Raw genomic sequence first — 25,855 nt, 5'->3', positions numbered from 1 at the left:
CGGCGGGCCGAGACTCGATGCGGGCGCACCCGAATTCATCTGCATTGCCAACCGTTGCGATTGAGTCTCGGCGATATTTCGTCGAATGTAAACGCGACGTTAGGCGCAAGACAAATGCAGGATAAATCGAGCGAAAGTAAGACTTTAGTATTAAGACTTACGTCTTGTACAATCCGGTTCGCTCATCCTGAATCGACACCGGCCGCCACCCCCACTTCATCGTCCCAATGAAAATTCTGATCGTCGACGATCACGCGATCCTGCGAGATGGCGTGGAAATGCTGCTCCGCCAGGAAGACGGCAGCACGATCGTCGTTCAGGCGGGCGATGCGGACGGTGCGCTGCGCATGCTCGACCGGCACACCGACCTCGACGCCGTCGTGCTCGACCTGAAGCTGCAGGGCATGGACGGGCTCGAAGCCCTTGCGTTGTTCGCGCAGAAACGCCCGGGGCTGCCCGTCATCGTGCTGTCGTCGTCGGAGGACCTGGGCGCCGTGCGCAACGCGTTCGCGCAGGGTGCGATGGGCTACGTCCCGAAGTCCGCGGGCCCGCGCACGCTGCTGTCGGCGATCCGGTTCGCGCTCAACGGCGAACGCTACGTGCCGCCGCTCCTGCTCGACGAGCAGGCCGCGCCGCCGCCGGACGGCGCCGCGAGCGCGGCGCCCGCGTTGCGCGACACGACGCTGACCCAACGCCAGATCGAAGTGCTGCGCCATCTCGCGGAAGGCGTGCCGAACAAGCTCATCGCCGACAAGCTCGGCCTGTCCGAAAAGACCGTCAAGGCGCACATCACCGCGATCTTCAAGGCGCTGAACGTGATCAACCGGACCCAGGCGGCCGCCGCCGGCAGGAAGGCCGGGCTCATCTGAGCGCCTCCGGCCATCGGGCCGCGGCACGCCGGTCGAACCGGCCGTCGATACGGGAAGGTGCCTCCGCGAATTGCCAACCCGACGCAAATCATCTAGATTTTTTGCATCGCCAACGCCCGCGGGATCGTCGATGCCCTCCACGCCTCCCCCCACGGACGGCCGCGCCGCCCCCGACACACCGGCCGGCCACGACGGCCCATTCGATCTCGCCGCGGAGGTAATCGAGCGATGGCAACGCCTCGTCGATCTGATGGCGGAAATCGTCGGCGTCCCGGCCGGGCTGATCATGCGTCATGTCGGCAAGGACATCCAGGTGGTGGTGGCCAGCCGCAACGAAACCAATCCGTTCTATCAGGGCGAATCGGCCGAACTGTCCGGCTCGGGGCTCTATTGCGAAACCGTGATCGACAGCGATCGCTCGCTGGTCGTGCCCGACGCGCGACAATCGCCGCAATGGCGCGACAACCCGGACCTGCGCGTCAACATGGTCTCGTATCTCGGCCTGCCGATCCACTGGCCCGACCGCACGACGTTCGGCACGATCTGCCTGCTCGACTGCAAGGAGAATGCGTACTCCGAACGATACCTCCGGCTCGTCGAGGAATTCCGCGACCAGATCGAAATACAGCTCCAGTTGATCGACGCGCAGCGCATCGCTGAACGCGAGCGCCAGCGCGCCGCCCAGCTCGCGGAAAACTTCCGGCAGCAGAAGGATCTCGCCACCGCGGCCGCGCACGTCAAGTCGCGCTTTCTCGCGGCCGCGAGCCACGACCTGCGCCAGCCCGTCCATGCGCTCAGCCTGTTCGTCGGCGCGTTGCGGCACGTGCAGATGCCTGCCGACGGCGCGCTGCTCGTCGAGCGCATCAACGAGTCCGTCAACGCGATGGACGAGCTGTTCACCGCGATCCTCGACATCTCGCGGCTCGATGCGGGCGTCGTGCCCGTGCATCGCCGGCCGTTCGCGATCGGCACGGTGCTGGAGCGCGTGTGCAGCGACGTCGCCGTCGATGCGCACGCGAAGGGATTGCAGCTGTCGTACGTGCGCAGCAGGGCCGTCATCGATTCCGATCCGGTGCTGCTCGAGCGCATCGTACGCAACCTGCTGTCGAACGCGGTGCGCTACACCGACACCGGACGCATCGTCGTCGGCTGCCGGCCCACGCGCACGCACGTGCGCGTGCAGGTGATCGACACGGGGCGCGGCATCCCGGCCGACCAGCAAGGCCGCGTATTCGACGACTACTACCAGTTGTCCCACCACGACCGCGGGCACGAACAGGGAATGGGCCTCGGCCTGGCGATCGTGCGGCGTCTGGCCGAGCTGCTCGATTGCCCGCTGACACTGCGCTCCGAACCCGGGCGCGGCTCGTGCTTCGAACTGCAGGTGGCGCGCATGCCCGCGACCGTCCTGCCGCCCGCCGCTGTCGCCGACGAGATCACCGTTGACACGGCCGCCGCGGCCGCCCACCTCGTGGTCGTGATCGACGACGAATCGGCCATCCGCACCGGGATGTCGATCCTGCTCGCGCAATGGGGCTACCGGGTCGTCGCGGCCGCGTCGGCGAGCGAGGCCATCGCGCGCCTGGCGTCGGACGACGTGCGCCCGACCCTGCTGATCTGCGATCTGCACCTGCACAGCGACGAGAACGGCATCGGCGCGATCATGCGGCTGCGCGACGAGTACAACACGGCGATTCCGGCGATGCTGATCACAGGCGACACGACCGCGCGCCGCCCCGGCCGGTCGAAGCACGGCGGCTTCATGCTGCTGCACAAGCCGGTGCCGAGCGACAAGCTGCGCGCCGCGATGGAGCGCCTGCTGCGTGCGCGGACGGGCACACCGGCGCGACGCGCGGGGCCGCCCTAGCGTGTGGTTCACTTTCGACGTCGCACGCGATCGCTGAACGGCGAACACGCATGTCGACGGGCGGTTTCGGTGGATGCGGTCGGTTCATCAGACCGAATCGGACGCACGCAACGCCCTCGACCGACCCGAGCCGGCCGTGCCGAGACCGACACGCAACGCGTTCAGCGCGCCTGCGCCTCTTCCGCCAGCCGCCCGACGTAATCCCGCACGAACTGCGCGGCGATGCGCCCCGACCGCGCACCGCGTTCCAGCGCCCACTGCAGCGCCGGTTCGCGCGCCGCGCGGATCTGCTGCGCATCGAACCCGGCTTCGCCGAGCCGGCTTTCGACGACGGCCAGATACGCGTCCTGCGTGAACGCGTAAAACGTCACCCAGATGCCGAAGCGCTCGGACAACGAGATTTTCTCCTCCACCGCGTCGCCCGGATGCAGTTCGCCGTTCTCCGCGCGCGACACGTTCGCGTTGTCGCTCGCCTGCTCGGGCATCAGGTGGCGGCGATTGGACGTCGCATATACGAGCACGTTCGACAGGTCGCTCGCGACCGAGCCGTCGAGCACCGTCTTCAGTTCCTTGTAGCCGGTCTCGCCCGCCTCGAACGACAGGTCGTCGCAGAACACGATGTACCGTTCGGGCCGCGCGCGCACCAACTCGACGATTGCGGGCAGGTCGCCCAACTGCTCCTTGCCGACCTCGATCAGCCGCAGCCCGTGCCGCGCGAACGCATGCAGGCACGCCTTCACGATCGACGACTTCCCGGTGCCGCGCGCGCCGGTCAACAGCACGTGATTCGCCGCGAGCCCGCGCACGAACTGCCGCGTGTTCCGTTCGACGATCGCCACCTGACGCTCGACGTTGCGCAGCGCGTCGAACGCGATGAGCGCGGGGGTCGCGACCGGTTCGAGCGGCGTCGCCTGCGGGCCGCCGTCGAAGCCGCGCCAGCGAAATGCGATCGCCGCATCGAAATCGACGACGGCCGGACGGCCGGTGCCCGCCAGCGCCTCGAGCGCGGTTGCGATCCGTTCGAGTTGATGCACGAGCGCCGGCCCACGCGCGGACCCGCGCGCGTGGGGCAGCGCGGCCATCAGGTTCCGCATGCCGCGATCGCCGCTCATTGCCGCACACCTTGCGACGCGCTCGCCTGGAACGGAAACCGCTGCGCGATCGCCACGCCGACGAGCGCGAGCCCGCCGCCGATCAGGTGATACGGCCGCAACGATTCGCCGAGCAGCACGATCGCGCCGCCGGCCGTCATCACCGGCAACAGGTTCATGAACATCGCGCAGCGGCTCGGGCCGAGCAGCCGCACCCCCTGCATCCACAGATACGGCAGCACCACCGACGCCAGCACGCCCGCATACAGGATCAGCGGCACGCTCGCTCGCGTCGGCCACGCCGCCTGCGCGGGCAAACGCACCAGCATCGGCACCATGAACACGAGCGCGGCGAGCGCCTGCACGTAGGTCGACTGCCACGCCGGCAGCGCACCGATGCGCCAGCGCTTGAGCAGCACGCCGTACAGCGCATACGCGGCCGACGCGGCCAGCATCAGCAGATCGCCCGCATGCACGCCGCGCGCGGCGATCGTCGCCGGGTGCCCCTCGGCGATCAGGTAGACGACGCCCGCGAGCGACAGCCCGCCGCCGCCCACCATGCCGGCGCCCGGCGGATCGCCGAGCAGCAGCGAGCTGAGCAGCATCGTCATCAGCGGCACGAGCGCCGTGATGATCGCCATGTTGGTTGCGCTGGTCGTTTTTGCGGCCTCGTAGGACAGGCTCTGGAACAGCGCCATCGCGAGAAAGCCGAGCACCGCGAGCTTCGGCAGGTGCGCGACGAGCGCCGCGCGATTGCGCCACGCGGGGCGCAGCGCGAATACGCTCATCAACGCGACGGCGAGCAGCAGCCGGTAGAAGGTGATCGCCGACGGGTCGATCGTCGACGCCGACAGCTTCGACACGACCACGTTGCCGGCCCACAGCGCGATCGCGCAGAAGGGAAACAGAAAAGGAGACTTGTTCATCGCGTTTGACGGATTAATATCCTGACAGGGATCTGGCGTGGATGGGAACGCCATCGTGCCCGCCCGTCCAACTGCCTGTCTCACGCCAAAATGTCACGACTTGTCGCCAATCGGACACTCGAGTCCACCCCGCCCGGTGCTCACCTGCGCTTCGAATCGACGCCGATGCCCGTCTCGGCGATGACGGCGACGTACGCGCACGGCACGTCGATCGCGCCGCACCGCCACCGCCGCGCGCAGCTTCTCTATGCGATCGAGGGCGTGATGCACGTGCAGTCCGACGGCGCGTCGTGGGTCGTGCCGCCGACGCGCGGCGTGTGGCTCGAAGCCGGCCTCGACCATACGGTGCAGATGAGCGGCGACGTGCAGATGCGCACCGTGTTCGTCGAGCCGGGCGCGGTCGAGCACCTGCCCGCGCGCAGCTGCGTCGTGGAAGTGCATCCGCTGCTGCGCGAGCTGATCCTCGCCGCGGTCGACATCCCGCTCGACTATGCGCCGGGTTCGCGCCACGATCACCTGATGCACCTGCTGCTCGCCGAGGTGACCGTCGCGCCGCTGCTGCCGCTGTACCTGCCGTGGCCGCACGACCCACGCCTGCGCACGATCTGCGACGCGCTCGTCGCCGCGCCCGACGACCTGCGCACGATCGCCGAATGGGGCGACCTGCTCGGCCTGTCGGTCCGCACGCTGCATCGCGCGTTCCGGCGCGAGACGGGGCTGAGCTTTCGCCGCTGGCGCGAGCAGGCGCGGCTGCTGCTCGCGCTCAAGCGCCTCGCGCACGGCGAGAAAGTGCTGACCGTCGCGATGGATCACGGCTACAGCAGCCAGAGCGCATTCTCAGCGATGTTCAAGCGGCATTTCGGCGTATCGCCGTCGGCGTTTTACGCGTAGCGGCAGCCCTACCGCGCCGCGATCCCCGCGATGAAAAATATGCATGCGGCGGCCGACGCCACCGTGCGCACATGATTCCACCGCGTCCAGTCGTGCACGTAGCGCGTCCACAGCGCCACGCCGTGCGCGGTCGACGGATCGGCCGCGGCGAGCGCATCGTTGAGCGGCACGTTGACGGCCATCGTCACCACGAACATGCCGAAAACGTACAGCACGCCGCCCGCGAGTGCCGCCATCGCGCCCGGCTGATCGCGATCGAGCAGCGCGAGCACGACCAGTGCGAGCGCCATCAGCGTCGTGACGAGGAACAGCGGCATGAACGGCGAGCGCACGATGTCGACGTTGATCGCGTTCATCGCGGCCACGCCGGCATGCGGCGCGATCCGCCCCAGCGACGTCATCACGAACGTCGAGAACGCGAAATACACGCCGGCCATCAGCCCGCAACCGATGGCCGAACCCCACAGCAATGCGGCGCTCGCGAACGCGATCATGATCGTGCGCGCCATACGCCGGTGGCGGCAACCTCGCGCGCATAGTCCGCGAAATCGCGCGCCGGCCGCCCGAGCGTCTCTTCGATGCCGTGCGTCACCGCGCTGTTGCGCCCGTCGAGCACCACGCCGAATAGATCGTCGAGCAGCGCGACGACCGGCTCCGGCACGCCGACCTCGCGCAGCCCCGCGACGAACGCATCGGGCGGAATCTCGCGATAAGCGATCGGCCGGCCGGCGGCCCGCGCGATTTCGCCGACGGCTTCGGCGAACGTCAGCGCGCGCGGGCCCGTGACCTCGATCACGCGGTTCGCGAACCGCTCATCGGTGAGCGCGGCCACGGCCACGTCCGCGATGTCGTCCGCATCGACGAACGGCTCGCGTACCGCGCCGGCCGGCAACGCGACCACGCCCGCCAGCACGCCGTCGACCAGATAGCCCTCGGAGAAATTCTGGTTGAACCAGCTCGCGCGCACCACGCCCCAGCCCACGCCCGACGCCTGCAGCGCGGCCTCGGCGGCCTGCGCGCGCGGCTCGCCGCGCCCGGACAGCAGCACCACGCGCTCGACGCCGCTTTCCCGCGCCAGCCGCGCGAATGCGGCGATCGCGTCCACCGCGCCTTCGACGGCCAGGTCGGGCTGGTACGTCACGTAGGCTGCCGACACGCCTTCCAGCGCGGACGGCCACGTTGCGGGCGCCGTCCAGTCGAAGCGGACGGCCGACGTGCGCGACACCGGCCGGGTGGCGAGGCCGCGCGCGCGCAGCCGGGCGTCGACACGGGCGCCCGTCTTGCCCGAACCGCCGACGATGAGGATGGGAAGTGCCGACATGAGCGTCTCCTTTGACAAAAATACGAGAGTTCCTCGCATTTTCAAAAACACGATAGACTCTCGCATTACCGACGTCAAGTTTTTCCGGAGGCGGCATGAGCCGACAAAAATCGGGGCGGAACGACGGGCCCGAAGCGGCGGCAGCGGACGCGCCGGCGCGCGCGCGACTCGTGCCGACGCAGCAGCGCAGCCGCGAGCGGTTCGAGCGCATCCTCGCGTGCGCGTCGGAAGTGATGATCGAGAAGGGCTGCGACGCATTCCGGATGAGCGACATCGTCGAACGCACGGGCATCTCGTTCGGTTCGCTGTACCAGTACTTTCCGGACAAGGCGGCCGTGATCGGCACGCTCGCGGAGCGCTACAACGCAGTCGGGCACGACTGTGTGCGGCACGATCTGGCCACGATGAAGACGCTCGACGATCTGCACGACACGCTCGCCCGCATCACGGACAGTTACTACCGGATGTTCGTCGACGAGCCGCTGATGCGCGACATCTGGCGCGCGACGCAGGCCGACCGCGCGCTGCAGGAACTCGACCGGGCAGACGGCGAGTTTCTGGCCGCGCTGTTCGCGGATGCGTTGGGAGAAGTGGCGCCCGACACGACATGCGTGCAACGGAGCGCGTTCGCCGAACTGATGATGATCCAGATCGCCGCGGCCGTGCGCCATGCGATCACGCAGCCGCCGAAGGCGGCGCGGCAGACCCTCGCAATGTTCAAGCGGATGCTGCCGCGGGATCTGGCGGTGCTTGAGGCGTAGTCGGGCAAGTCAGGCCGCGCGACCGACACCCTCCCCCGCAGCAGCGGGCACGCACGATACTTCGGATCGCATAATTCTTTCAGGGGAACGGCGATGCTCGACGTAGCGGCAAGATCAGATTCTCGGCGATTTCAGTTGCCTTGCGCATCCTTCATCTCCGGCCTTCTCCGGGAAATATGTCTTGCGGCTTCCTGCATCAATTCGATACGGTCACTTCGACGCGGCGGTTTCTCGCGCGTCCTTCCTTCGAGGCGTTATCGGCCAGCGGATCGGCATCGCTCTGGCCTGCCACGCTGACGCGCTCGTTCGGCACGCCAGCCGCCACGAGAATCTGCGCGACCTGCCGAGCACGAGCTTCTGAAAGCGCCTGATTGGTACCCTGACGCGTCGTACCCGCCGGTATGGCGTCGGTGTAGCCGGCGATACGGACGTGGGCGGTTGGTGCCGACGAGGCAATGGCCCGACCAATCGAAGCCATCATGGAAGCCCACCACGGCGCCACCGTCACGTCGCCGGACCCATACATACCATTGAATCTGAGCGTCAGCGCGTTCTTCGCTACATCGCGGCTCAAATCGACATTTCCGGCAGCAAGTTCATCGCGCAGGCTCGATCCGAGTTGCTCCGTCAGCGCATCGAGCGATGACGTCGCCGAAGCGGGCTGCGTGCCGCCAACCCGATGGCCCACAGCGGCATATCCCGCCGCCGCCAGCGACAACGCAACGACCAGCCCGGCAGCAATCCACCAAGACGATCGCCACACCGGCGCGGGACGCACCCACGGATCAACCACCGTGTGTCGGGGTAGTCGGAAAAGTTCACTCTCACGAACGACACCAAGTCCACTCGTCCTCACGACGTCATGCACACGTTCACGGATGTTCAACAAGCGCATCGCGCCTTCGCTCGCAAAGCGGTAGCGCCCCTGGAATCCGAGATCGAGGATGTTCTGATACAGTTCGATCAGGTCGAGGTGTTCGCGTGGGCTCCCCATCGCCTCATCGATCAATCGAAACACCCGATCGCCGCCCTGCCGATCGTGGCCCAACGCCACCGCCAAGCTGTTTGACTGCCAGTCAACCCCCGTCACCTCGCCGTTTCCCCAACGCGTCTGCATCGCTGCTTCATCGAGTGCGGCGCACAGGCAGTAACTCGCGCGGACCACGTGCTCGGATCGAAGCTTCAGTTCGTTACAGACACGCGTGAACAGCCTGAGCTCGTGTTCCAGCCATTGCCGCCGATGCACAACAGCTTCATGGTCCAGTGCAGCCGGCGTGCTCACCAGAGCAAGCAGCAAGACGCGTGAGGATTCAAGCATCGGATTGACCGCTTGCTCCGCAGCCTTCAGGCGCGCTGCAAATGGCGGAGATGCCAGCACTCCGGCCCGGTTTCTCGAATCGGCGGTCGAAATCGTCACCGTGCAGGTTCCTCGCGGTTCATTGGGAAACGCCTGCCGGGATCACCGGCATCGCGCCGCGCGGCAATCCAGGGGGCGGTCCGCTATCGGACAGGTTGAACACCGGCATCGAGGTTGGGCAGCGGAATGTCTTCAGCACATCGCTCGTCAACGGATTCGCCACGCTTCCCGTGCTCGCAACGTCAAGCACCGCCTTGCGACCATCGAAGTCAAACGCGACGCGGGTACGGCCGGGCGTGGCCGCCTCGACAACCTGCCCCTTCCGGAGCAACCGCATCAGCGCCCACGGTCCGTCAGCCACGATCGTCGACGTATCGGGGCGAATGCGAGGACTGGCGGTGATCTCCGTGTGAACGCCACCACGCGGCCCCGGCCACGACACCGCGAAAGGTGCCACCGGGCCATGCCGGTAGAGCGAGCTCTGGCCGTCGATGTCGAGCGACAGGCTTGTGATCGTGGGATCCAGTTCGGGAATACGGATGTCGGCCTTCCACGTAAGCTGCTTATTGCCTGGATCATTGAAGAAGACGTCGCGAATCGCCTTCGCATGCTCGAACGGCTCCAGATCGGGTCCCTGGACAGGTTCCGTCGCGCCGGGCAGCGTCCGGTAGCGCCACGGCTTCGCCGCCGTGTCGACGAACGGCGCCAGCGTCTTCGTGAAGAAATCGTCGATCACGCCTCCTTGCGCGAACACACGGGTGAAGTCGTCGATGCTGACGTCGCGCTTGCTGTCGGGCGAGAACGGATAGTTGCCCTCGATGGAGAGTCGACACGCGTCGCCAACCACCGCCTGCATCTGCCGGGACAGCAGTTGGCCGATACCCTGGTTGACTTCCCGGGAGCCGTCTGCAGCAAGTTGCAACAGCACTGCCCGGAAAGGCGCGGGCATCGTGTTGGCCGTCATCTTGAGCTTCGCCCCCGTGTCGGTCGCCGGCGGCATGCTGTTGTTCGACAATGCGTTGTCGGAAACCGTGAGCGCCGTGTAGTAATCGTTCACGAGGTTGGCCACGCCGTCGAGGCCCGTCCTTCCGGCCTGCGCGGCCGCCGCCTGGGGACCAGCCTGCGAGTCGGCGTTGCCCGTCACGACCTCGCGCAGCGCTGCGAAATGGTTGTCAACGAGATCGCGTTCGACGCGTTCCGATGCGCGGATGCCAAGTACCTTGTCGCCATTCTGGTTGAGCTGACCGGCCGCCTTCTGAAGAAAAGAACCGTCCGCCCCGGTCACCGGCGCCGTGAGCGTCGTTTCATGCACGGCCGCGCGGGCAAGTCGCGCGAGCGGCGAGTCGGGGGCCGCAAAGCTGCGCAGCACCTGAAGGTTGAATGCGAGGCTCGTGCCGCTCACCGTCCGGATGTCGTTGAGAAACGCGTCCCACTGCTGCGCATATTCCATCAGGTACTCGCGGCGGACAGCATCCGTCAGTGCATCGTCCACCCCGGTCGCATTACTCACGATCTCAGCCGTTTTTTTTTGAGCCTCGCCCAGATACGAGCGACCCATCACCCACGCATCGTCGTCGCGCGCGATCTGGACGAATTCCGGCAGTCGCTTGTCGAACAGATTGCGGTAGCCGTCGAACGTGAAGAGGCCCGGCACGCCGCGCGAGAGCGGCTGGTCGCTCGCCCGCGTGAACACGGTGCCGGCTTGCGGCCCGACGGCCCGCAGCAGCGTGAACTCGTCGGGCGCCTCCTTCAGCATCGCCGCCTTCGCACGCTGGTACAGGCGGTCCGTCGCGTTGCTGCCGTCGAGAAACGCTCGGGCCTGCTGGATCAGTCCGTCGTTACGAATCAACGGCGACTTCACGACGCGGTCGCCTGAAAACAGCTGCTGCACGTGCTCGATCATCGACGCGCGGCCGCCAAAAATCGCCGCGCTGTCGTTTTTCGCCCAATCATCGAGCACCCACGCCTTGACGTCGGCGGCATTGAATTTCGCGTTGTCGTGAAGCATCAGGTAGACGCGCAGCGCGTCGTAGGCCGTCTTCGCGTCCTTGGCCGCAATCGCGCCCGACATCACCTCCTCCATCCGACGCACAATCTGCGGCAACAGCAGATTGTCCTCCAGCGCGTCGTAGGTGCGATGACTTTCCGCCACGATATCGGTCGGAGTGTAAAGACCATAGCGCCACGTACTGGCGGGACCAGACAGGTCCAGGTTCGGGAAAGCCGGCAGGTAGCGTGCCTCCGTCAGCGTATCGGGCACCGCTTCAGGTTTCGGCTCCTTGTAGAGCTGTGTTACCCGGCTCGCCAATGCCTGAACCTTTCGGCCGATCACATCGAGATAGTCGCTGTTATTGCCGAAGCTCACGCGCAAACCCAGCGCGAACCAGACGAACAGCAGCAAGGCAAGCGCATGACCGATCATGCGCAGTAGCCGAAAGCGGTATTCCCAACGCAAGTTGGGGACAACGAGATGGGCCTCCGGGAAGATCACCCGAGTCAGCAAATCGTGCAAGAAAAAGCTCTGGCTGCCCTCCGGGCGTGCCGGTGCAACGGACGCCAGCTTCTGGGTCGACGCAAGACGTTGTACGACCGTACGGTGCTCGGCGACGAACTCGCCGCCGCGTTGTTGCGAACTCGTGAAATACACGCCCCTCAGCGTTGAATGCAACTGAGTGTCGTCATAACGCGAGTCGAGAAACACACGGTCAATCAGGTCGACCATCGGCCCGACCAACGCCGAAAATTCTTCCGGCAATGCGACGAGCTGTCGCCGCTTTACGGGATCGTATTCGTCCTGCAAGCGCATATCGACCGAGCCGGCAAGCCGATCAGCGAGCAGGGCAAGCTCATCGTTGCAGCGTGCACGCAGCCCCTCCGTCACAACCGTCTCCTCGCCGTACGGAAGCGTAAAACCCCAGGTTTGTGCGCGTCCTTCCGAGGTCAGCGTGCCGAAATAGTCGGTGAACCCGGTCAGGCGATCCATCTTCGTCACGAGGAGGTAGACCGGGAACCGAATACCCAGTTCATTGCGCAACTCGGTCAGTCGTGCGCGCAATGCAGCCGCTTCGGCAATACGTGCCTGCTCGTCCACACTCGCCAGCGTCGCAAGATCGACGGTGAGCAGCGCGCCATTAATGGGCGCGCGAGGCCGATGCCGGCGCAGCATGCCGAGAAAGCCCAGCCATTCGGCGCGGTCCAGAGCCTGCCTCGGGTGGCCAGCGTTGGCACGAACCGCAACGACCTTCGCACTTGATTTCGGCGCTGCGGCGGCCCGCGATTCGGTCAAAACAGCGCCGTTCGCAACGTCATCACCTGCTTCCGGCTTCGGATGTCCAGGCCCATCCTCACCAGGCACGCCAGGTGCCGGCTTGTCCGATTTCATACCCGAAGCGTCAACGTCTCCGATTATCGAGGTGCCATGGTTCGTGTAATACCCTGCCGTGTCGATCAACACCGCGTCGTTGGTCAACCACCAGTCCATCGAAGCAGCACGATCCGAGCGTTCCCCGGCTGCGCGTAGCATCTGCTCCGCCACCGGAAATGCGAGACCGCCATTGAGCAATGCGCTCGTTTTTCCCGAGCCGTTCGAGCCGAGTGTGATGTACCAGGGCAATTCATACAGGTAGCGCTTGCCCTGGAGCAGCTTGCGTGGCCCCCGAGCGCCGGTGCGCATCGACTTCAGCCGCGACAACGCACTCGCGACGATTGCTTCAATCTTTTGCAATCGTGGCGCCGCAGGCGACGACTCCTTCTTGCCGCCGGCTCGCAGCACTTTCTCCAGGAACCGCGCGTCGTCGCGCATCTTCTTCCAGAGACTGAATATCCCGTAGACGAGGTACGCCACGAGCACAAGAGCGATCGCGATCAGGCGAGCTGAAACCGGCTCAAACGGTGCGCTGCGTCCGAACGACAGCAGTGGCGACGCATACCAGATCAACAGACACAGTAACGCCACAGACACGACGCTCGTCGGCAATCCCGCAAGCCAAAGCAGCACGCCGGCCAGCAGCAGCGCGATCAGGAGTACGCGCATACCGGCCCCGGCCAGGGGCTTGAGACCGCCAAACGCGACGAATGGCCCGAGAAACCAGATCGTCAACGCAACGATGATGAGCGCGAGGAACGCCAGGAATTGGCGCGATGCGAGAAACGACAGGAACTTCTTCATGTTCAATTCCGGATGCAGATCGGGGGCTAATGCGCGACGACGATTTCGACACGTCGGTTCAGCGCACGCCCCTGGGAAGTACGGTTGTCACCGATCGGCTCGGCGTCGCCCTTGCCAACCGCTTCAAGACGGTTGGCCGGCACACCGGCGGCTTGCAGCATCTGCATCACCTGCGTCGCCCGCTCCTCCGACAGTGCGCCGTTCGACGGGAACTGGCGACTGCGGATCGGCAGATTGTCCGTATAACCCAGGACAGTCACTTTGCCTGGTACTTTCACGATCTCGCCCGCAATCTTCGCGACGAGCGGTGCCATTGCAGGCTTGACTGCGACGCCGCCGGGCTGGAACATCGCATCGCCCCGAAACGTCACCGCGCTGTGGCGCGCATCTTCGTCCACGCTGACCGTGCCTGCCGCGATCTCGTCCTTGAGCAGTTGCTTCAAATGCAGTTGCTGCGGCACGGGTGGCGGTGTCATGCGGCCGATGTCCGCGATCTGTTTCTGGATACCGACACTGTGTGTCGCCAGTTCATACTTGAAGTAGCCGAACAGGCCGAGCAGCGCCACCGACAGCACCGTGGCCGTGATCCATACGGGAAACTCCCAGAACGACATATGCGGCTTGCGCGCATCGCTCTTCCAGTGCGGCGACAGTGCCTGGGGCACCGGCTCGCGCCTCGACATGATCTCGGTATAGATGTGCCGGCGAATCTCGCCATGACGGCGTGCCCCCCCTGCCTCAAACCGGTACCGGCCTTCGAAACCAAGACTCAGAACACGGTAGATGACTTCCAGTAGATCGCGGTGCTCTCGGGGTTCCGACATGAGTCTTCCAATCAGCATGTATATCTTTTCACCGCCGTCGACATCTCGATGAAACGTCGCTGCCAGGCTCGTGTGGACCCATGCCGCCGCCAGCGCTCGATCGTGTGCACAGGCGGTCCGCATCGCCACCTCGTCGAGCGCCGTACACAGGCAATAGCTGGCGCCGACCATATGGTCGCGTCGGATATTGGCCTGTGTGCACAGCTTTTTAAACTCATCGACTTCCTGCCCCAGCAATTCCCGCAATTGCTCGACCGCACTGGAAGACAGCGAATATGGCATGTCGGCCAGTGCCCGCAGCAGCACGCGCGAGGCCTCGAGCAGCGGATTCGTCGCCGCAAGGATGCGGCGCAGACGGTCCTCCGGCATTTCTCCGGACGGGATCGATCCATCTAGCGTGTCGGGATTTTCCAGTCCGTCCGTTTCGTTCGTCACGATACCTGTTCCTTCATGTCTCTCTTACGAAATGCCACTGGCCGGTTTCGGTGTCGTACAGTGCGTCGATATGCTTGGCACGACCTGATGGGCCCCGCGCGCTCGCGAATTGTGCCGATACGTACAGGCGCTACCGTATCCAGCATGCTGAGAACGGTCAGTCCCGGCAGACGAGTCAAATCCAGCACGGTCGCGTGGCCTCACTGCAAGCTCGAAACGAGGTGACAACCGCAGGTGCCACGATGCCCCGCACGGGCAATGGGACGGCCCTCGTCGAGCATGTCCTCGTCGCCCTCCTCGATCACGTTCGGCTGCACGTCAGGATGCCAAGGGCATTCGATCAAATCCCCCTTTCGGGCAAGCGGGATGCCGTCGTAGTCAGCCGTTTCGGACGCGGTCGTTACCCTGCCCCCATGGTCAGTCGTGTCGCCGAGGCGGATGAAATTGATCATGAAATGTTTCCTCGTTTTTTAAACAACTTCGGCTTGCGCAAAGCAACAGGATCAGGCGAACAAGCCATCGCCAGTTTCAGTGGCGATTCTTGAATTCCATGCTGTTGGCTTGCTGGAATAATTTGATCGGAAAATGCGCTCAAGCAGGCGTGACCGGATACGGCTCGTCCGTCACGGTATAACCGAGGTCCCGCAGCTTCTGCTTGACCAGGTCACGTTGCTCCTTCGTGTACGTGGTCTGATCCTCGATCTTGAATGGCAAGTCGAGATTGAGCGTTTTCGCAATGATGTTCAGCGCGTAGTCGCGGGCACGGCTATAGCGCTCTTCCTCTGAAGTCATCGATTGCTCGCCACCACCCGGCAGGTACATGCGAATACCGATGTCATCGAGCGGCATCGGATCATTGAGTACCGGGATCAGTACCGGTACGAATTTGGGGATGCGCCAGGCTTGAAAGTCATAGAAGACGCGTAGAAAGTCCTGCTTACGCTGTAGCCGATCAGTACCAAGCTCCTTGACAACACGCTCCATGCTGCCCGGATCATCCAGTAGCGCGAGACCGAGAATGGCCCCCTGACGCACCCCGTAATGCTTCGCCTCGATATATGGCTTAATGTCGGCGACGCGCTGTTCAACCGGAACATCCATCTGCGCCATAGTTAGCAGAAGATCCTCGTCTACTTCGTCCAGTGGCGACTTCAACCTTGCTTTGAGGATGGGGTAGGCCTCCGGGCGCGGATTCTCGATCAAGCCATACACGGTTTCCCGCCACCCCCCGTGAAAATCCTTTGCCATCAGTATCGCGGACGCTGCAGTTCGAATCTGACGGAGGCAGTGATACATGAAATTTGCCGTTGCAGAACTTAGCTCTGGCGTATCAAGAACTAAATTGATTTCTGGAATGGCTACGTCCTTATATATTTTGCAGTATTTAATCGCGCCATCCCATTTCTCGTGCTTGATCAGATCCGTCAGTGTCGGCATGGTTTTACTCTCCAAGGCAGAGGTGGTTGAAGCGGGAACACCTTGAGCCAACGCTGTACCCGTCGCTCCCAGCGACAAAATCAAGACAACAAGCCATCGTAATTTTCGGTGTCGATGTGTGAGTTCCATGCCGTTGACGTAGTTGGAATGATTTGATTGAAAATCCGCTCAAGCAGGCGTGACCGGATACGGCTCGTCCGTCACGGTATAACCGAGGTCCCGCAGCTTCTGCTTGACCAGGTCACGTTGCTCCTTCGTGTACGTGGTCTGATCCTCGATCTTGAATGGCAAGTCGAGATTGAGCGTTTTCGCAATGATGTTCAGCGCGTAGTCGCGAGCACGGCTATAACGCTCTTCCTCTGGAGTCATCGATTGCTCGCCACCGCCAGGCAGGTACATGCGAATGCCGATGTCATCGAGCGGCATCGGATCATTGAGTACCGGGATCAGTACCGGTACGAATTTGGGGATGCGCCAGGCTCGGAAATCGTAGAAGACACGCAAGAAATTCGACTTGGATTGCCGGTATTTCGTGCCGAGCTCATAGACCATGCGCTCCGTGCTGTCTGGATCGTCCAGCAGAGCCAGACTAAGAACAGCCCCCTGACGTGTCCCGTAGTATTTGGCCTCGAGGTATGGTTTGATGTCGGCAACGCGTTGCTCAACCGGCACATCCATCTGCGCCATAGTCAGCAGAAGATCCTTATCCCTCTCTTCCTGTGGCAACTTCAACCTTGCTTTGAGGATGGGGTAGGCCTCCGGGCGGGGGTTCTCAATCAGTCCGTACACGGTCTCCCGCCATCCGCCATGAAAATCTTTTGCCATCAGTATCGCGGACTCTGCAGTTCGAATCTGACGAAGGCAGTGATACATGAAATTTGCCGTTGCAGAACTTAGCTTTGGCGTATCAAGGACAAAATTGATTTCTGGAATAGCTGCATCCTTGTGGTCTTGGCAATACTGGAGCGCATCATCCCATTTCTCCAGCTTGATCAGGTGCACCAGTGTCGGCATGGTTTTACTCTCCGAGGTAGAGGTGGTTGAAGCAGAAATATCTTGTGCCCGTGTTGTACCCATTCCTCCAAGCATCAGGATCAAGCAAACAAGCCATCGCCAATTTCGGTATCGATTCGTGAGTTCCATGCTGTCGTCCTTGTTTCAATGACCTGATTGAGTATCGCGATACTGCGTGTGGTGACAATCTCTGAATCTTTTTCACTTGACACGATCTTCGGCACCACCTTGCAGCAAAGCATCTTTCCGCCTACGAACCATCCATTTCCAACGTCCAACTGACGGCCGCGCTGCCTGACATTGGGCGCCAGCGGATTAGTGGGCCCTAGACTGGTGTAGACATACATCAAGCTTCGACGAGACCAGTAGTCCTGCATGGCATGGTCTTCTGGATGCTGAGGTGGAAATGGCAGGTTATCGCCTTCCGAATTCGCCGTGCCGGGGTGCCAAAGGCCAAGGAAATGACCGATCTCGTGAGCAAAGGTCTGTACCAACTGATCTGTTGTGGAAGGTCCGGCGCCATGCATTTGCTCAGCAGCCACCAACGCTGTATTCCTCGCCCCCCAACCAATACCGCCTCCAATCATCGAGTCCACGACGTACATATTCAGATGTGCGGCTATGCGGTTCAAACCGGTCACGTCGTTAAACTCATTGATAGCGCCTTGGACGGTCATCACCCCCGCCTGATTCAAATCGATGGTGTCGTCAAGCCATTGCGTGACTTGAAAGCGAATACCGGCTGTACGCCAGATGTCGTTGATGCTGTCGAAGATCGGCTCAATAGTCGAACGCTGCAACGAAGGGGGAACGCGTGGAATTTCAGGATGTCCGTTCTGCCCGATGGATACCAGATGAACGGCCACCGCAACTGTAATTGGATCGTAGTGCTCCACAAACAACCTGTGCAGTAGCGGGCCATCAGAACTTCCATAGCGCACCTCAACCGTCGAGTTTCGCGGATCGACAACTGCGATGGACCGCCCTGTCCTTGCAACACCCGTGAGCTCAACAACATCATCAGCAAGGAACCGAACCCTCACCACGGTTTCATCACTGCTCTTGAGAAACAGCGGCACACCCCTCGCCACATGCACGCGCACCATCCGCACCTGAATGGTTTCCCCCGCCATCAGGCTCACAACCGGGCCGGCACGGCCGTCCACAAAACCCCGCTCGTCCAGTTCCGGTTGCCGTGGATTGAAACGCCCCGGATTCTGGCGAACGAAGCGAACGGGAACGAATCGATGCCCCTCGTAGATCTCGCGAACGAGCGGTTGAGGCGCCGCTGCCGAACTCGCCTTGGCCGGCGATTTTCCCTTGGCTGGCGTTGATGGCGGCACGGCGCATGGCACCATCGTGCCCGGCGGGGCGCTGCCACCACCCGCCGCCAGCTTCGCGACGAAGTCGGGATGGAACTGCTTGATCGTCGAACTGGACAGATCACGATGGAAACCATATCGCAGGCTGGTATCGATCCTGCCGCCGACGATCTCATGGCGTTCAATCTCCCCGTTTGGCACCATCCCGTTGTCCACCTGGAATTGCAGAATCGCCTCCTCGATTTCGACATGATCCAGTTTGTCGTCGGGTGTTTGACTCAAACCGTTGAAACGATACGGCTTGTCGTAGTAACCCATGATCATCAAGCGACGCTTGGCGCCCTGGATGCCCATGGTGGTTCTGCCGTCGGTGGTTTCATCGGCGCTGTAGTCTCGCGGGCGCAGGTGGATCACGGTTCCCAGGATCTGGAGCTCCCCCGCCATACCGGGCTGCAGGCCCGGCAGCAGAATCTGCCCGTTCGGCTCCGTCTTGCCCTCGATTTCGGGATGACCGGGAATACGCAGCTTGTACGGGATACCCGCTAACGCACGGTCTGCCTCGCTACCGCTCACGCCCGGATAGGTCTGGAAGTAGATGCGCAGAGGGCGCTGCGGCAGTTCGACCTTGCACACCGAGCCGCCTGACTTCAGCTTCAGTTCAGGTGGAGGCGCGGACGTTTTCCTGGTGGGTCGTTGGCTCGTCATCGGTGAGTCACAGAAGTTCGATTTTCAAGGATTCGCTGTATTCGGCCAGATGCAGTGTGGTTTCCCCGTCGGCATTGGTGATGCCCTCGATCCGACTGCCATCGGCACGCGTGATGCGATACGGGTGATACGGCGCAATCTGATTGGTACCTTCCCAATGCAGCTTGAAGAATCCTTCGTAGATCTTGCCGAAGCTGTCGGAAAACGGGATTCGCATCGATTCCGCTCCCGCCTTGCTCCACTTCGCGCACTTCTCCTGGATCTGCCCGGTGGTCCCGTTTACGATGCCGTCGGCGGTGATGCGAATGAACGAGCCGCCTACGCCGATCCAGATCTCCTTCGACGCGTTCAGCACGATTTTTCCGTCCAGGCTGGTAACCGTCAGATCCTTCAGCGCCGCGAGCGCCATCGCATCGTCTTGCGCCTGAATCTCGACCTTGCCCTGCGCTGCGACCAGCCGGATACCCAGCTTCGCGGCAAACAACGAGATCGCGCCCTTGATCGAGCCGATCAAGGATCTGCCGGACGACACGCTCACGTCTCGTGCCGCCGTCACTGCGTGGTCCCCCTGGCTTGCAATATGCACGCCTTGCGCCGCGCTCATGCCGATACCCGACGCGCTCGCCAACACGATGTCAGGGCGACTCATTTCCGGAAACAGGTTCTCGCTCGGATCGGCGACATCGCCTTTTATCGCTTCGTTCTGCGTCTTGATCGCCTGCGTCGCATCATGCTGGCTCACCCCGGCTTCCTGCGCGTTGTGCCGCTGCGCCAGATGCGCCATCTCCTCATGCAGTTCCCTCGCCTGGGTCAAGCGAGCCACGGTCTCTGCCATGTCCTTCGCCGGTGCGCTTGCCCCTTCCCGCGCCTCTGTCGTCACCAGCATTCCGCGGTTTGCCCGCATCACCCCGTGCGCTTCCGTCGCCATCTCGAACCCGACGCCACGCTCCTGCTGTCGTCCCGTGCCTCCCTCGATGCGGGTGTTATACCCAAGCACCAACCTCGACTGCGCGTAATCGCTCGAAATCTGGACCTGAAGTTTTCCAGGCGTGTCGTCAACCACTACCTGGTTAGCCTGACTGCCAGTCAGGCTCATGCTGCACCAGCCCATCAACGCATGATTCTTCGGCAACACCCACGGTGGCTGGTTGAACTGGTTCACCTGACGATCCGACACATACGGCTTGTCCGGATCCCCTTCGTGATAGCTCACCGTCACCTCCTGGCCGATGCGCGGCAACGCCACGAACCCGAAGCCGCTCCCCTGCCACGGCGATGACACCCGCATCCAGCAGCTCGAATTCTCGTCACGCGAACCGAGCCGGTCCCACACGAACTGGACTTTCACGCGCGCATAGCCATCGACCCATATCGGCTGGTCAGCAGGCCCCACCACGACGGCCGTTTCCGATCCGCATGGCGGCTTGCGCTTCGGGCGGCTACGAAAAAACGTCGTAGCGGGCTGCAGCACAAAATCCGTTACGCAGTGGTACGGTTCGCCGCCCGTGGCTTCATCGTTGTTACGAATGTCGATCGTCGCGGCGACCACCAGGTATTCCGCATTGGTGCGCGCCTGCGGACACCCTTCGAGGTGAAAGGTGTGGCCCGTCGCTATTCCACGCAGGTTGCCGCGCCCCTTCGCACGCAAGCTCCTGCAACGCTCTGCGTCGACACGCACCCCTGCCAAATATCGCGCCTCCTGAACACAACTGTTCGGCATTCCAGACAGCCCCATCGTCCCTGCCAACGGCTGCGAGTAATCGCCCCACGCATAGTGCTCTGCATTGCTAAATGGAATATCACTCGGACGATCGACTACCGTCGACAGATTTGCACGAGATTGGGTCGAATCGTAATCGATCAAACTCACCGCTCCCGCGGTAAGCCGGCGCGACACCGTCAGGCGATGGATATGCTCTTCGTCGACTTGCTTCCCCGCCGGTGCGTGATAAGAAATCGTGTCATACATGTTTCCGTGCGGCTTGTGTGATCCAGGCGAGTCGCACAGCACCAACGTCGAGCTATCCATGAAGTAGTAGATGCCCCACTCGCACCATAACCGGCTCAGGAATTCAAAATCAGATTCCCACATCTGCCGCACATAGTCGCGCGTCGGGTAAACACCCTTCAATCCAACCGCACCTAACCGCCATTCGTATTTGAACGGATAGAGGCTCGAACCGAGAATCGATTCCGTGATCTCGACGACGTTTTTGTTCTGGAAGATGCGGTTTTCGCGGTTGAGCGTCGTGAGCCACAGCCACGGCCGTACGCTCATCTCGTAATAGGCGTACCGATCGTCCTCGCCGGTAGACGTAAACTCGGTGATCAAGCCGACGATTTCGCGCTTGCCTGCGCCCAGGTTGCCCAGCCCGGCACCGCCTGGTATGCCGGGAGAGAACGTCCCCTTGCCATCGAATTCGATTGAGATGGTGAGTTCCGTTCCGACCAGCTTTTCCGGTTGGATGCGATCACGTGCCTCATAGACGGGCAACGTCGGCATATGCAAGGTCTTGAGTTCCAGCGTGAACTCGGCGAGCGTACCGAGTTCTTCTTGACCATGAAGTCTGATAGGCAGAAGGATTGACCGGCCTGCCACGCCAGGAAGCGCCGCACCCGAAATCGACACGACGCGGGATTGCGTTGGTATGTACATGGACTCCCCTTCTCAAGCTCTATCGATTCGTGTCATGGCAGCGCCATGAAGATCCGCCGAGGGCCGACGCCCATTCCCGACTATCGTGTCCAATTGCCGCCGGTTCGTGATTGCCTCGGGTACCCGGTACCTTCATGCAGGTCAATCGCCCGTCTTCGCCAATCACCCTCTGACGCCCCACAAATCCAGTTTGAGTGATGGAAAATCACCCGCTACGTGCAACGCCAAACCACCGTGACGCACAACCTCCTCCCACAGCGGCCCATCCTGGGTCAACTCGTAGTAGATGTAGCCCGCGTTGAACGGGAGCTGCCGCGGCGGAACAGGCAAGGTCTGGAGACTGATTCCCGGCAAGTGGCTGCGCACGAGGCTTGGCAGCTTGTCGGACGGACCGGCCTTTGCTTGTGCAAGGAACTGCTGCTTCAGCAGGTCAGGCGGCATGGCGGCATGCACGGCGAGCACGACGGCGGTAAAACCTTGCATGTCGACCGGATCGACCACCGCGTTTCGCATGCCGTGGCCCCGATCCTCGAGTGCAATGCTTTGTGCGCTGCGCACCAGCACGGCGTTGAGCAGTCGATGCGTGTCGTCGACAACCGGCTTCAGGCACAGGTGCGGCGTCGTGTGCTGATAAGGCGGATGTGTATCGAGCGGCCGGCGCGTATCCGTGCGCAGATGCGTCGACAGCTCGCCCGCCATGCCGATCAACAACGCATGGATGTCCGCGGGCGACGTGGTCGGCACGCGCAGCATGTGCTGCAGCAACGGCTCGTACCGGTTCAGGATCTGCAGCAACAGGTAATCCGTGACCGTTGCGGCACTCGCGGTGGTGTCCTCGGTGCCCGCCAGCCGTTGTGCCAGCGCATTCGCGCGCAACCTCGCGAGATCGTGAATCTTCGTGACCCAGCTGGTCAGCAGATCGCTCGCCCCAAAACCCGAAACAGGTGGCACGAGCGTATTGTCGAGCTCGATGCTGCCATCCGCACGAATCGTTTTCACGCATGTGAGTGCGAGGCCGATCCACGCATCACCGAGTTCCTTCTCTGGCAGAAGGCGCAAGCGCAGGTTCGAAAGCTGCACGGACTCGGGTGCGAGGCCGACCGAATTCGTGTCGCGCAACTCAGTGTCGAACACGAGGTAGCGCGCCAGCGAATCCGCAGTGTTCACGAACGTCGTCTCTTCGCAATTCGGCAGTCGGACCGGTACCGCCAGATAGATCACCTGATCGAGATGCTCCGGTCGAATCGTCAACGGAGGCGGCAGCGGCGTGTTACCCGGCGCGTCGAACGGCGAGCCGTCGGCGAACACGCCGGCGGCGGATTTGACGATCACCTTGCCGAGCGCGAGCGATTCCAGATCGAGTGCGTAGTGCGAAAAACCGAAAAAGAACGGCGACAGCGGCGCCGCGCGCATGTGCGCGTACTTCTCCAAATAGCGATCCTGCTGCTGGAACAGTTGCGGACGGAAAAACAATCCTTCCTGCCAGGCGACCTTGGCATACCAGCTCATACGTATCGTCCGTTTCGTTGCGCGACGTGATTCATTTCTTGGCTTCCTCGATCCGGACGGCCTTGGCCTCGAGATCGATCTTCAGTTTCAGCTTCGGCGTGAAGAAGCGGTACCACGCCTTGTCGGGTGCGATCGGCATCGTGTAGACCGTCCGCCACACGGAATTCGGCAAGTCGCGATAAGCCGCAATCACGCCGATGACGGTCGTTGCCGGGTCCAGGCGCCGAGCAATGGTCCGATGCTCGCCAGGCCGCAGTTGTACTTCGTCGCGCTTCACGACGTCGTCGCCCAGTACGGTCTTCTCCTGGGTCTGCAGCGTGAAGAAGTCCGCCGCATTGAAGGCGTTGTCGTTCTTCAGCTCATAGAGGCGCACGACAATCGGCGCCGCCCGTCCGCGGTCGTCCGGATTGACGTCGACCTTCGCGTCGACCATCATGTCAAGCCGGATCGGCTCCTTGGGTTTCGGCTCGCCGCTCGCACAGGCGGAAATCAACACAACACTGGCGAGGGTGGCGGCAGTCAGGATCGAACGCATGCAGATTTCACCTTGATGGACAGCGAGATGCGCCGCGCGCGGAGAAAGCAGCCTTCTCCCAACGCGCGGCACCTCCCGGGCTTACGCTTCCTTGTTGCCCTTGATGTCGAAGCTGGCCGTCACGGCACCGCCGCTGCCGCCCTGCGCGTTCTGCACGACGTACTCCTGCTTCACCTTCGCGAACGACAGCGACACCGTTTCGCGGCTCTTCTCGGCATCCAGCTTGCTGCCCGACGGCTTCACGCGCGTGACGATCACGTCGCTCATCGTGAGCTTCAGGTACTCGAGCGGGTTGCCACCGGCCTTGCGCATCACGAGCGTCGCCTGGTCGATGTGCTTGCCGGTCAGCGCGTACTTCATCAGGTTCGGACTCGCGCGATCGATGTTGTGTTCGAATGTCAGATCCTTGACCGTCGCCTTGCCTGCACCGCCGCCGCTACCGGCATGCATCGTCGATTCCTGCAGGATTTCCCAGTCCCAGTTCAGGATTTCGATCTCGTCCTTGTGCTTGTCGTCGAGCGATTCGCCGTTGATGCCGTCGATCTTCAGGAAAATGTCTTGTGCCATGCCAATGCTCCTTGAGTGAGTGAAAACGGGTCGGGCGCTACGGGAGAGAATGGTCCGACGCCCGATCCAAGAGGGCGAAGCTTCTAAATCAAGCGGCTTCCTTGATCGACGGCAGCTTGGTGACGAGCCGCAGCGAAACCGTCAGCCCCTCGAGCTGGAAGTGCGGACGCAGGAAGAATTTCGCCTGGTAGTAGCCGGGATTGCCTTCGACGTCTTCGACGAGGACTTCGGCTGCTGCGAGCGGCCGGCGCGCCTTGGTGTCTTGCGACGAGTTGGCCGGATCCGCGTCGACGTAGTGCATGACCCATTCATTGAGCCAGCGCTGCATGTCCTCACGCTCCTTGAACGCGCCGATCTTGTCGCGCACGATGCACTTCAGGTAGTGCGCGAAGCGCGAGCAGGCGAACAGATACGGCAGGCGTGCGGACAGGTTCGCGTTGGCAGTCGCATCCGCGTCGTGATACTCGGCCGGCTTTTGCAGCGACTGCGCGCCGATGAAGGTCGCGTGATCGGTATTTTTGCGATGCACGAGCGGAATGAAGCCGTTCTTCGACAGTTCGGCCTCGCGCCGATCCGAGATCGCGATCTCGGTCGGACACTTCATGTCGACCCCGCCGTCGTCGGTCGGGAACGTGTGGCACGGCAAGTTCTCGACCGTGCCGCCCGACTCGACGCCGCGGATCAGCGAGCACCAGCCGTACTGCTTGAACGAGCGGTTGATGTTGACGCCCATCGCATACGCGGCGTTCGCCCAGCCGTAGCGGCTGTGATCCGACCCATTCGTGTCTTCCTCGAAATCGAACTCGTCGACCGGATTGGTCTTCGCACCATACGGCACGCGCGCGAGGAAGCGTGGCATCGCGAGCCCAACATAGCGCGCGTCCTCGGTGTTGCGCAGCGAATTCCATGCCGCGTATTCGAGGTTCTGCGTGAAGATCTTCGTCAGGTCACGCGGGTTCGCGAGCTCCTGCCACGACTCCATCTGCAGCACCGACGGCGCCGCGCCCGTGATGAACGGCGTATGCGCGGCCGCGGCGACTTTCGCGATCGAGCCCAGCAGGTCGACGTCGGGCGGCGTATGGTCGAAATAGTAGTCGGCGACCAGGCAGCCGTACGGTTCGCCGCCGAGCTGGCCGTATTCCTGTTCGTAGATCTGCTTGAAGAGCGGACTCTGGTCCCATGCGATGCCCTTGTACCGGCGCATCGTGCGGTGCAGTTCGGTCTTCGATACGTCGAGGGCGCGAATCTTGAGGTGCTCGTCCGTCTCCGTGTTCGATACAAGGTGATGCAGACCACGCCAGGCCGACTCCAGCGCCTGATAGTCGTCGTGGTGGAGAATCAGATTGATCTGCTCGGAGAGCTTGTGGTCGATCTGCGCGATGATCGCGGCGATGCTCTTGTATGCGTCGTCGCTGATCGTGGTCGATTGCGTCAGCGCCTGCTCGGCGAGCGTCTGGACCGCATGTTCGACTGCTTCACGCGCCTGCTCGGTCTTCGGGCGGAACTCCCTTTCGAGCAGTTGCGTAAAGTCGGATTGAATGGCCGTCTGAGCGTGGTCGGCCTGTGCTTGCTGTTTCGCCATGGTGGTCATCCTCGATCG

At 62.7% G+C, this 25,855-nt stretch carries 21 protein-coding genes; 4 read left to right on the top strand and 17 right to left on the bottom strand.

What is annotated here, in order from left to right:
* Positions 1-227 precede the first annotated feature (227 nt).
* On the top strand, positions 228-869 hold the full coding sequence (locus HWX08_RS32625; protein ID WP_107313415.1) for a response regulator: 642 nt from the start codon (positions 228-230) through the stop codon (positions 867-869).
* A 70-nt stretch (positions 870-939) separates the two neighbouring features.
* Complete coding sequence (locus HWX08_RS32620) at positions 940-2,736, top strand: hybrid sensor histidine kinase/response regulator (protein ID WP_174919747.1); 1,797 nt, start codon at positions 940-942, stop codon at positions 2,734-2,736.
* A gap of 161 nt (positions 2,737-2,897) precedes the next feature.
* Here the strand turns inward: HWX08_RS32620 and HWX08_RS32615 are convergent, their stop codons facing one another.
* Both HWX08_RS32615 and HWX08_RS32610 read right to left on the bottom strand, forming a co-directional pair.
* Complete coding sequence (locus HWX08_RS32615; protein ID WP_425128484.1) at positions 2,898-3,818, bottom strand: ATP-binding protein; 921 nt, start codon at positions 3,816-3,818, stop codon at positions 2,898-2,900.
* Positions 3,819-3,844: 26 nt separating this feature from the next.
* Positions 3,845-4,753, bottom strand: a complete 909-nt coding sequence (locus HWX08_RS32610) for a DMT family transporter (protein ID WP_174919745.1) — start codon at positions 4,751-4,753, stop codon at positions 3,845-3,847.
* Between the two features lie 90 nt (positions 4,754-4,843).
* Here HWX08_RS32610 and HWX08_RS32605 point away from each other — a divergent pair, with 90 nt between their 5' ends.
* Positions 4,844-5,644, top strand: coding sequence for an AraC family transcriptional regulator (locus tag HWX08_RS32605; RefSeq protein WP_174919743.1), 801 nt, complete (start codon positions 4,844-4,846; stop codon positions 5,642-5,644).
* Positions 5,645-5,652: 8 nt separating this feature from the next.
* On the opposite strand, the gene HWX08_RS32600 is transcribed toward HWX08_RS32605, so the two are convergent.
* A complete protein-coding gene (locus HWX08_RS32600; protein WP_107313425.1) occupies positions 5,653-6,138 on the bottom strand; it encodes an anthrone oxygenase family protein in 486 nt (161 codons plus the stop codon).
* The gene (locus tag HWX08_RS32595; protein ID WP_174919741.1) at positions 6,135-6,965 is read right to left on the bottom strand and encodes a Rossmann-fold NAD(P)-binding domain-containing protein; all 831 of its coding nucleotides are present in this window, start codon (positions 6,963-6,965) and stop codon (positions 6,135-6,137) included. The genes HWX08_RS32600 and HWX08_RS32595 overlap by 4 nt, the downstream gene beginning before the upstream one ends.
* Positions 6,966-7,060: 95 nt before the next feature.
* Between HWX08_RS32595 and HWX08_RS32590 the strand changes: the two genes are divergently transcribed.
* Positions 7,061-7,726 carry a TetR/AcrR family transcriptional regulator gene (locus tag HWX08_RS32590; RefSeq protein WP_174919739.1) on the top strand — a complete coding sequence of 222 codons (666 nt, stop codon included), beginning with the start codon at positions 7,061-7,063 and terminating at the stop codon, positions 7,724-7,726.
* Between the two features lie 196 nt (positions 7,727-7,922).
* Here the strand turns inward: HWX08_RS32590 and icmH are convergent, their stop codons facing one another.
* The 13 genes from icmH to tssC form a co-directional block, all read right to left on the bottom strand.
* Positions 7,923-9,143 carry a type IVB secretion system protein IcmH/DotU gene (icmH, locus tag HWX08_RS32585; RefSeq protein ID WP_174919737.1) on the bottom strand — a complete coding sequence of 407 codons (1,221 nt, stop codon included), beginning with the start codon at positions 9,141-9,143 and terminating at the stop codon, positions 7,923-7,925.
* 19 nt (positions 9,144-9,162) lie between these two features.
* A complete protein-coding gene (gene tssM / locus HWX08_RS32580) occupies positions 9,163-13,251 on the bottom strand; it encodes a type VI secretion system membrane subunit TssM (protein WP_174919735.1) in 4,089 nt (1,362 codons plus the stop codon).
* 26 nt (positions 13,252-13,277) lie between these two features.
* A complete protein-coding gene (gene tssL / locus HWX08_RS32575) occupies positions 13,278-14,510 on the bottom strand; it encodes a type VI secretion system protein TssL, long form (RefSeq protein ID WP_425128481.1) in 1,233 nt (410 codons plus the stop codon).
* A 200-nt stretch (positions 14,511-14,710) separates the two neighbouring features.
* Entirely contained in the window at positions 14,711-14,962 is a 252-nt protein-coding gene (locus HWX08_RS32570) for a PAAR domain-containing protein (RefSeq protein WP_174919733.1), read from the bottom strand.
* A complete protein-coding gene (locus HWX08_RS32565) occupies positions 14,959-15,105 on the bottom strand; it encodes a hypothetical protein (protein ID WP_174919731.1) in 147 nt (48 codons plus the stop codon). Before HWX08_RS32565 ends, HWX08_RS32570 begins: the two co-directional genes overlap by 4 nt.
* Positions 15,102-16,076: a hypothetical protein gene (locus tag HWX08_RS32560; RefSeq protein WP_174919729.1), complete on the bottom strand. Its 975-nt coding sequence runs from the start codon at positions 16,074-16,076 to the stop codon at positions 15,102-15,104. The genes HWX08_RS32565 and HWX08_RS32560 overlap by 4 nt, the downstream gene beginning before the upstream one ends.
* Before the next feature lie 39 nt (positions 16,077-16,115).
* A complete protein-coding gene (locus HWX08_RS32555; protein ID WP_174919727.1) occupies positions 16,116-16,961 on the bottom strand; it encodes a hypothetical protein in 846 nt (281 codons plus the stop codon).
* 80 nt (positions 16,962-17,041) lie between these two features.
* Positions 17,042-18,916, bottom strand: coding sequence for a zinc metalloprotease (locus tag HWX08_RS34230; protein ID WP_208454970.1), 1,875 nt, complete (start codon positions 18,914-18,916; stop codon positions 17,042-17,044).
* Between the two features lie 79 nt (positions 18,917-18,995).
* Positions 18,996-21,644 carry a type VI secretion system Vgr family protein gene (locus HWX08_RS32545; RefSeq protein ID WP_174919726.1) on the bottom strand — a complete coding sequence of 883 codons (2,649 nt, stop codon included), beginning with the start codon at positions 21,642-21,644 and terminating at the stop codon, positions 18,996-18,998.
* Between the two features lie 162 nt (positions 21,645-21,806).
* Positions 21,807-23,153, bottom strand: a complete 1,347-nt coding sequence (tssK, locus tag HWX08_RS32540) for a type VI secretion system baseplate subunit TssK (RefSeq protein WP_174919724.1) — start codon at positions 23,151-23,153, stop codon at positions 21,807-21,809.
* Positions 23,154-23,184: 31 nt separating this feature from the next.
* Complete coding sequence (gene tssJ / locus HWX08_RS32535) at positions 23,185-23,688, bottom strand: type VI secretion system lipoprotein TssJ (protein ID WP_174919722.1); 504 nt, start codon at positions 23,686-23,688, stop codon at positions 23,185-23,187.
* A gap of 81 nt (positions 23,689-23,769) precedes the next feature.
* The gene (locus tag HWX08_RS32530) at positions 23,770-24,255 is read right to left on the bottom strand and encodes an Hcp family type VI secretion system effector (RefSeq protein ID WP_034180312.1); all 486 of its coding nucleotides are present in this window, start codon (positions 24,253-24,255) and stop codon (positions 23,770-23,772) included.
* A gap of 88 nt (positions 24,256-24,343) precedes the next feature.
* The gene (gene tssC, locus HWX08_RS32525) at positions 24,344-25,837 is read right to left on the bottom strand and encodes a type VI secretion system contractile sheath large subunit (RefSeq protein WP_069258313.1); all 1,494 of its coding nucleotides are present in this window, start codon (positions 25,835-25,837) and stop codon (positions 24,344-24,346) included.
* Between the last annotated feature and the right edge of the window lie 18 nt (positions 25,838-25,855).

Source organism: Burkholderia metallica, from assembly GCF_902832845.1.
Classification (GTDB): domain Bacteria; phylum Pseudomonadota; class Gammaproteobacteria; order Burkholderiales; family Burkholderiaceae; genus Burkholderia; species Burkholderia metallica.
The sequence above is the reverse complement of the archived record's forward strand: the minus strand, read 5'-3'. Positions and strand labels throughout refer to the sequence as shown.

Coding starts and splice junctions, on each gene's coding strand:
- HWX08_RS32600 (WP_107313425.1), bottom strand. CDS start 6,138: ATGATCGCGTTCGCGAGCGCCGCATTGCTGTGGGGTTCGGCCATCGGT.
- HWX08_RS32625 (WP_107313415.1), top strand. CDS start 228: ATGAAAATTCTGATCGTCGACGATCACGCGATCCTGCGAGATGGCGTG.
- HWX08_RS32605 (WP_174919743.1), top strand. CDS start 4,844: ATGTCACGACTTGTCGCCAATCGGACACTCGAGTCCACCCCGCCCGGT.
- HWX08_RS32555 (WP_174919727.1), bottom strand. CDS start 16,961: ATGCCGACACTGGTGCACCTGATCAAGCTGGAGAAATGGGATGATGCG.
- HWX08_RS32590 (WP_174919739.1), top strand. CDS start 7,061: ATGAGCCGACAAAAATCGGGGCGGAACGACGGGCCCGAAGCGGCGGCA.
- tssJ (WP_174919722.1), bottom strand. CDS start 23,688: ATGCGTTCGATCCTGACTGCCGCCACCCTCGCCAGTGTTGTGTTGATT.
- tssK (WP_174919724.1), bottom strand. CDS start 23,153: ATGAGCTGGTATGCCAAGGTCGCCTGGCAGGAAGGATTGTTTTTCCGT.
- HWX08_RS32595 (WP_174919741.1), bottom strand. CDS start 6,965: ATGTCGGCACTTCCCATCCTCATCGTCGGCGGTTCGGGCAAGACGGGC.
- tssC (WP_069258313.1), bottom strand. CDS start 25,837: ATGGCGAAACAGCAAGCACAGGCCGACCACGCTCAGACGGCCATTCAA.
- tssM (WP_174919735.1), bottom strand. CDS start 13,251: ATGAAGAAGTTCCTGTCGTTTCTCGCATCGCGCCAATTCCTGGCGTTC.
- HWX08_RS32530 (WP_034180312.1), bottom strand. CDS start 24,255: ATGGCACAAGACATTTTCCTGAAGATCGACGGCATCAACGGCGAATCG.
- HWX08_RS32610 (WP_174919745.1), bottom strand. CDS start 4,753: ATGAACAAGTCTCCTTTTCTGTTTCCCTTCTGCGCGATCGCGCTGTGG.
- HWX08_RS32615 (WP_425128484.1), bottom strand. CDS start 3,818: ATGGCCGCGCTGCCCCACGCGCGCGGGTCCGCGCGTGGGCCGGCGCTC.
- HWX08_RS32560 (WP_174919729.1), bottom strand. CDS start 16,076: ATGGAACTCACACATCGACACCGAAAATTACGATGGCTTGTTGTCTTG.
- HWX08_RS32570 (WP_174919733.1), bottom strand. CDS start 14,962: ATGATCAATTTCATCCGCCTCGGCGACACGACTGACCATGGGGGCAGG.
- HWX08_RS32545 (WP_174919726.1), bottom strand. CDS start 21,644: ATGTACATACCAACGCAATCCCGCGTCGTGTCGATTTCGGGTGCGGCG.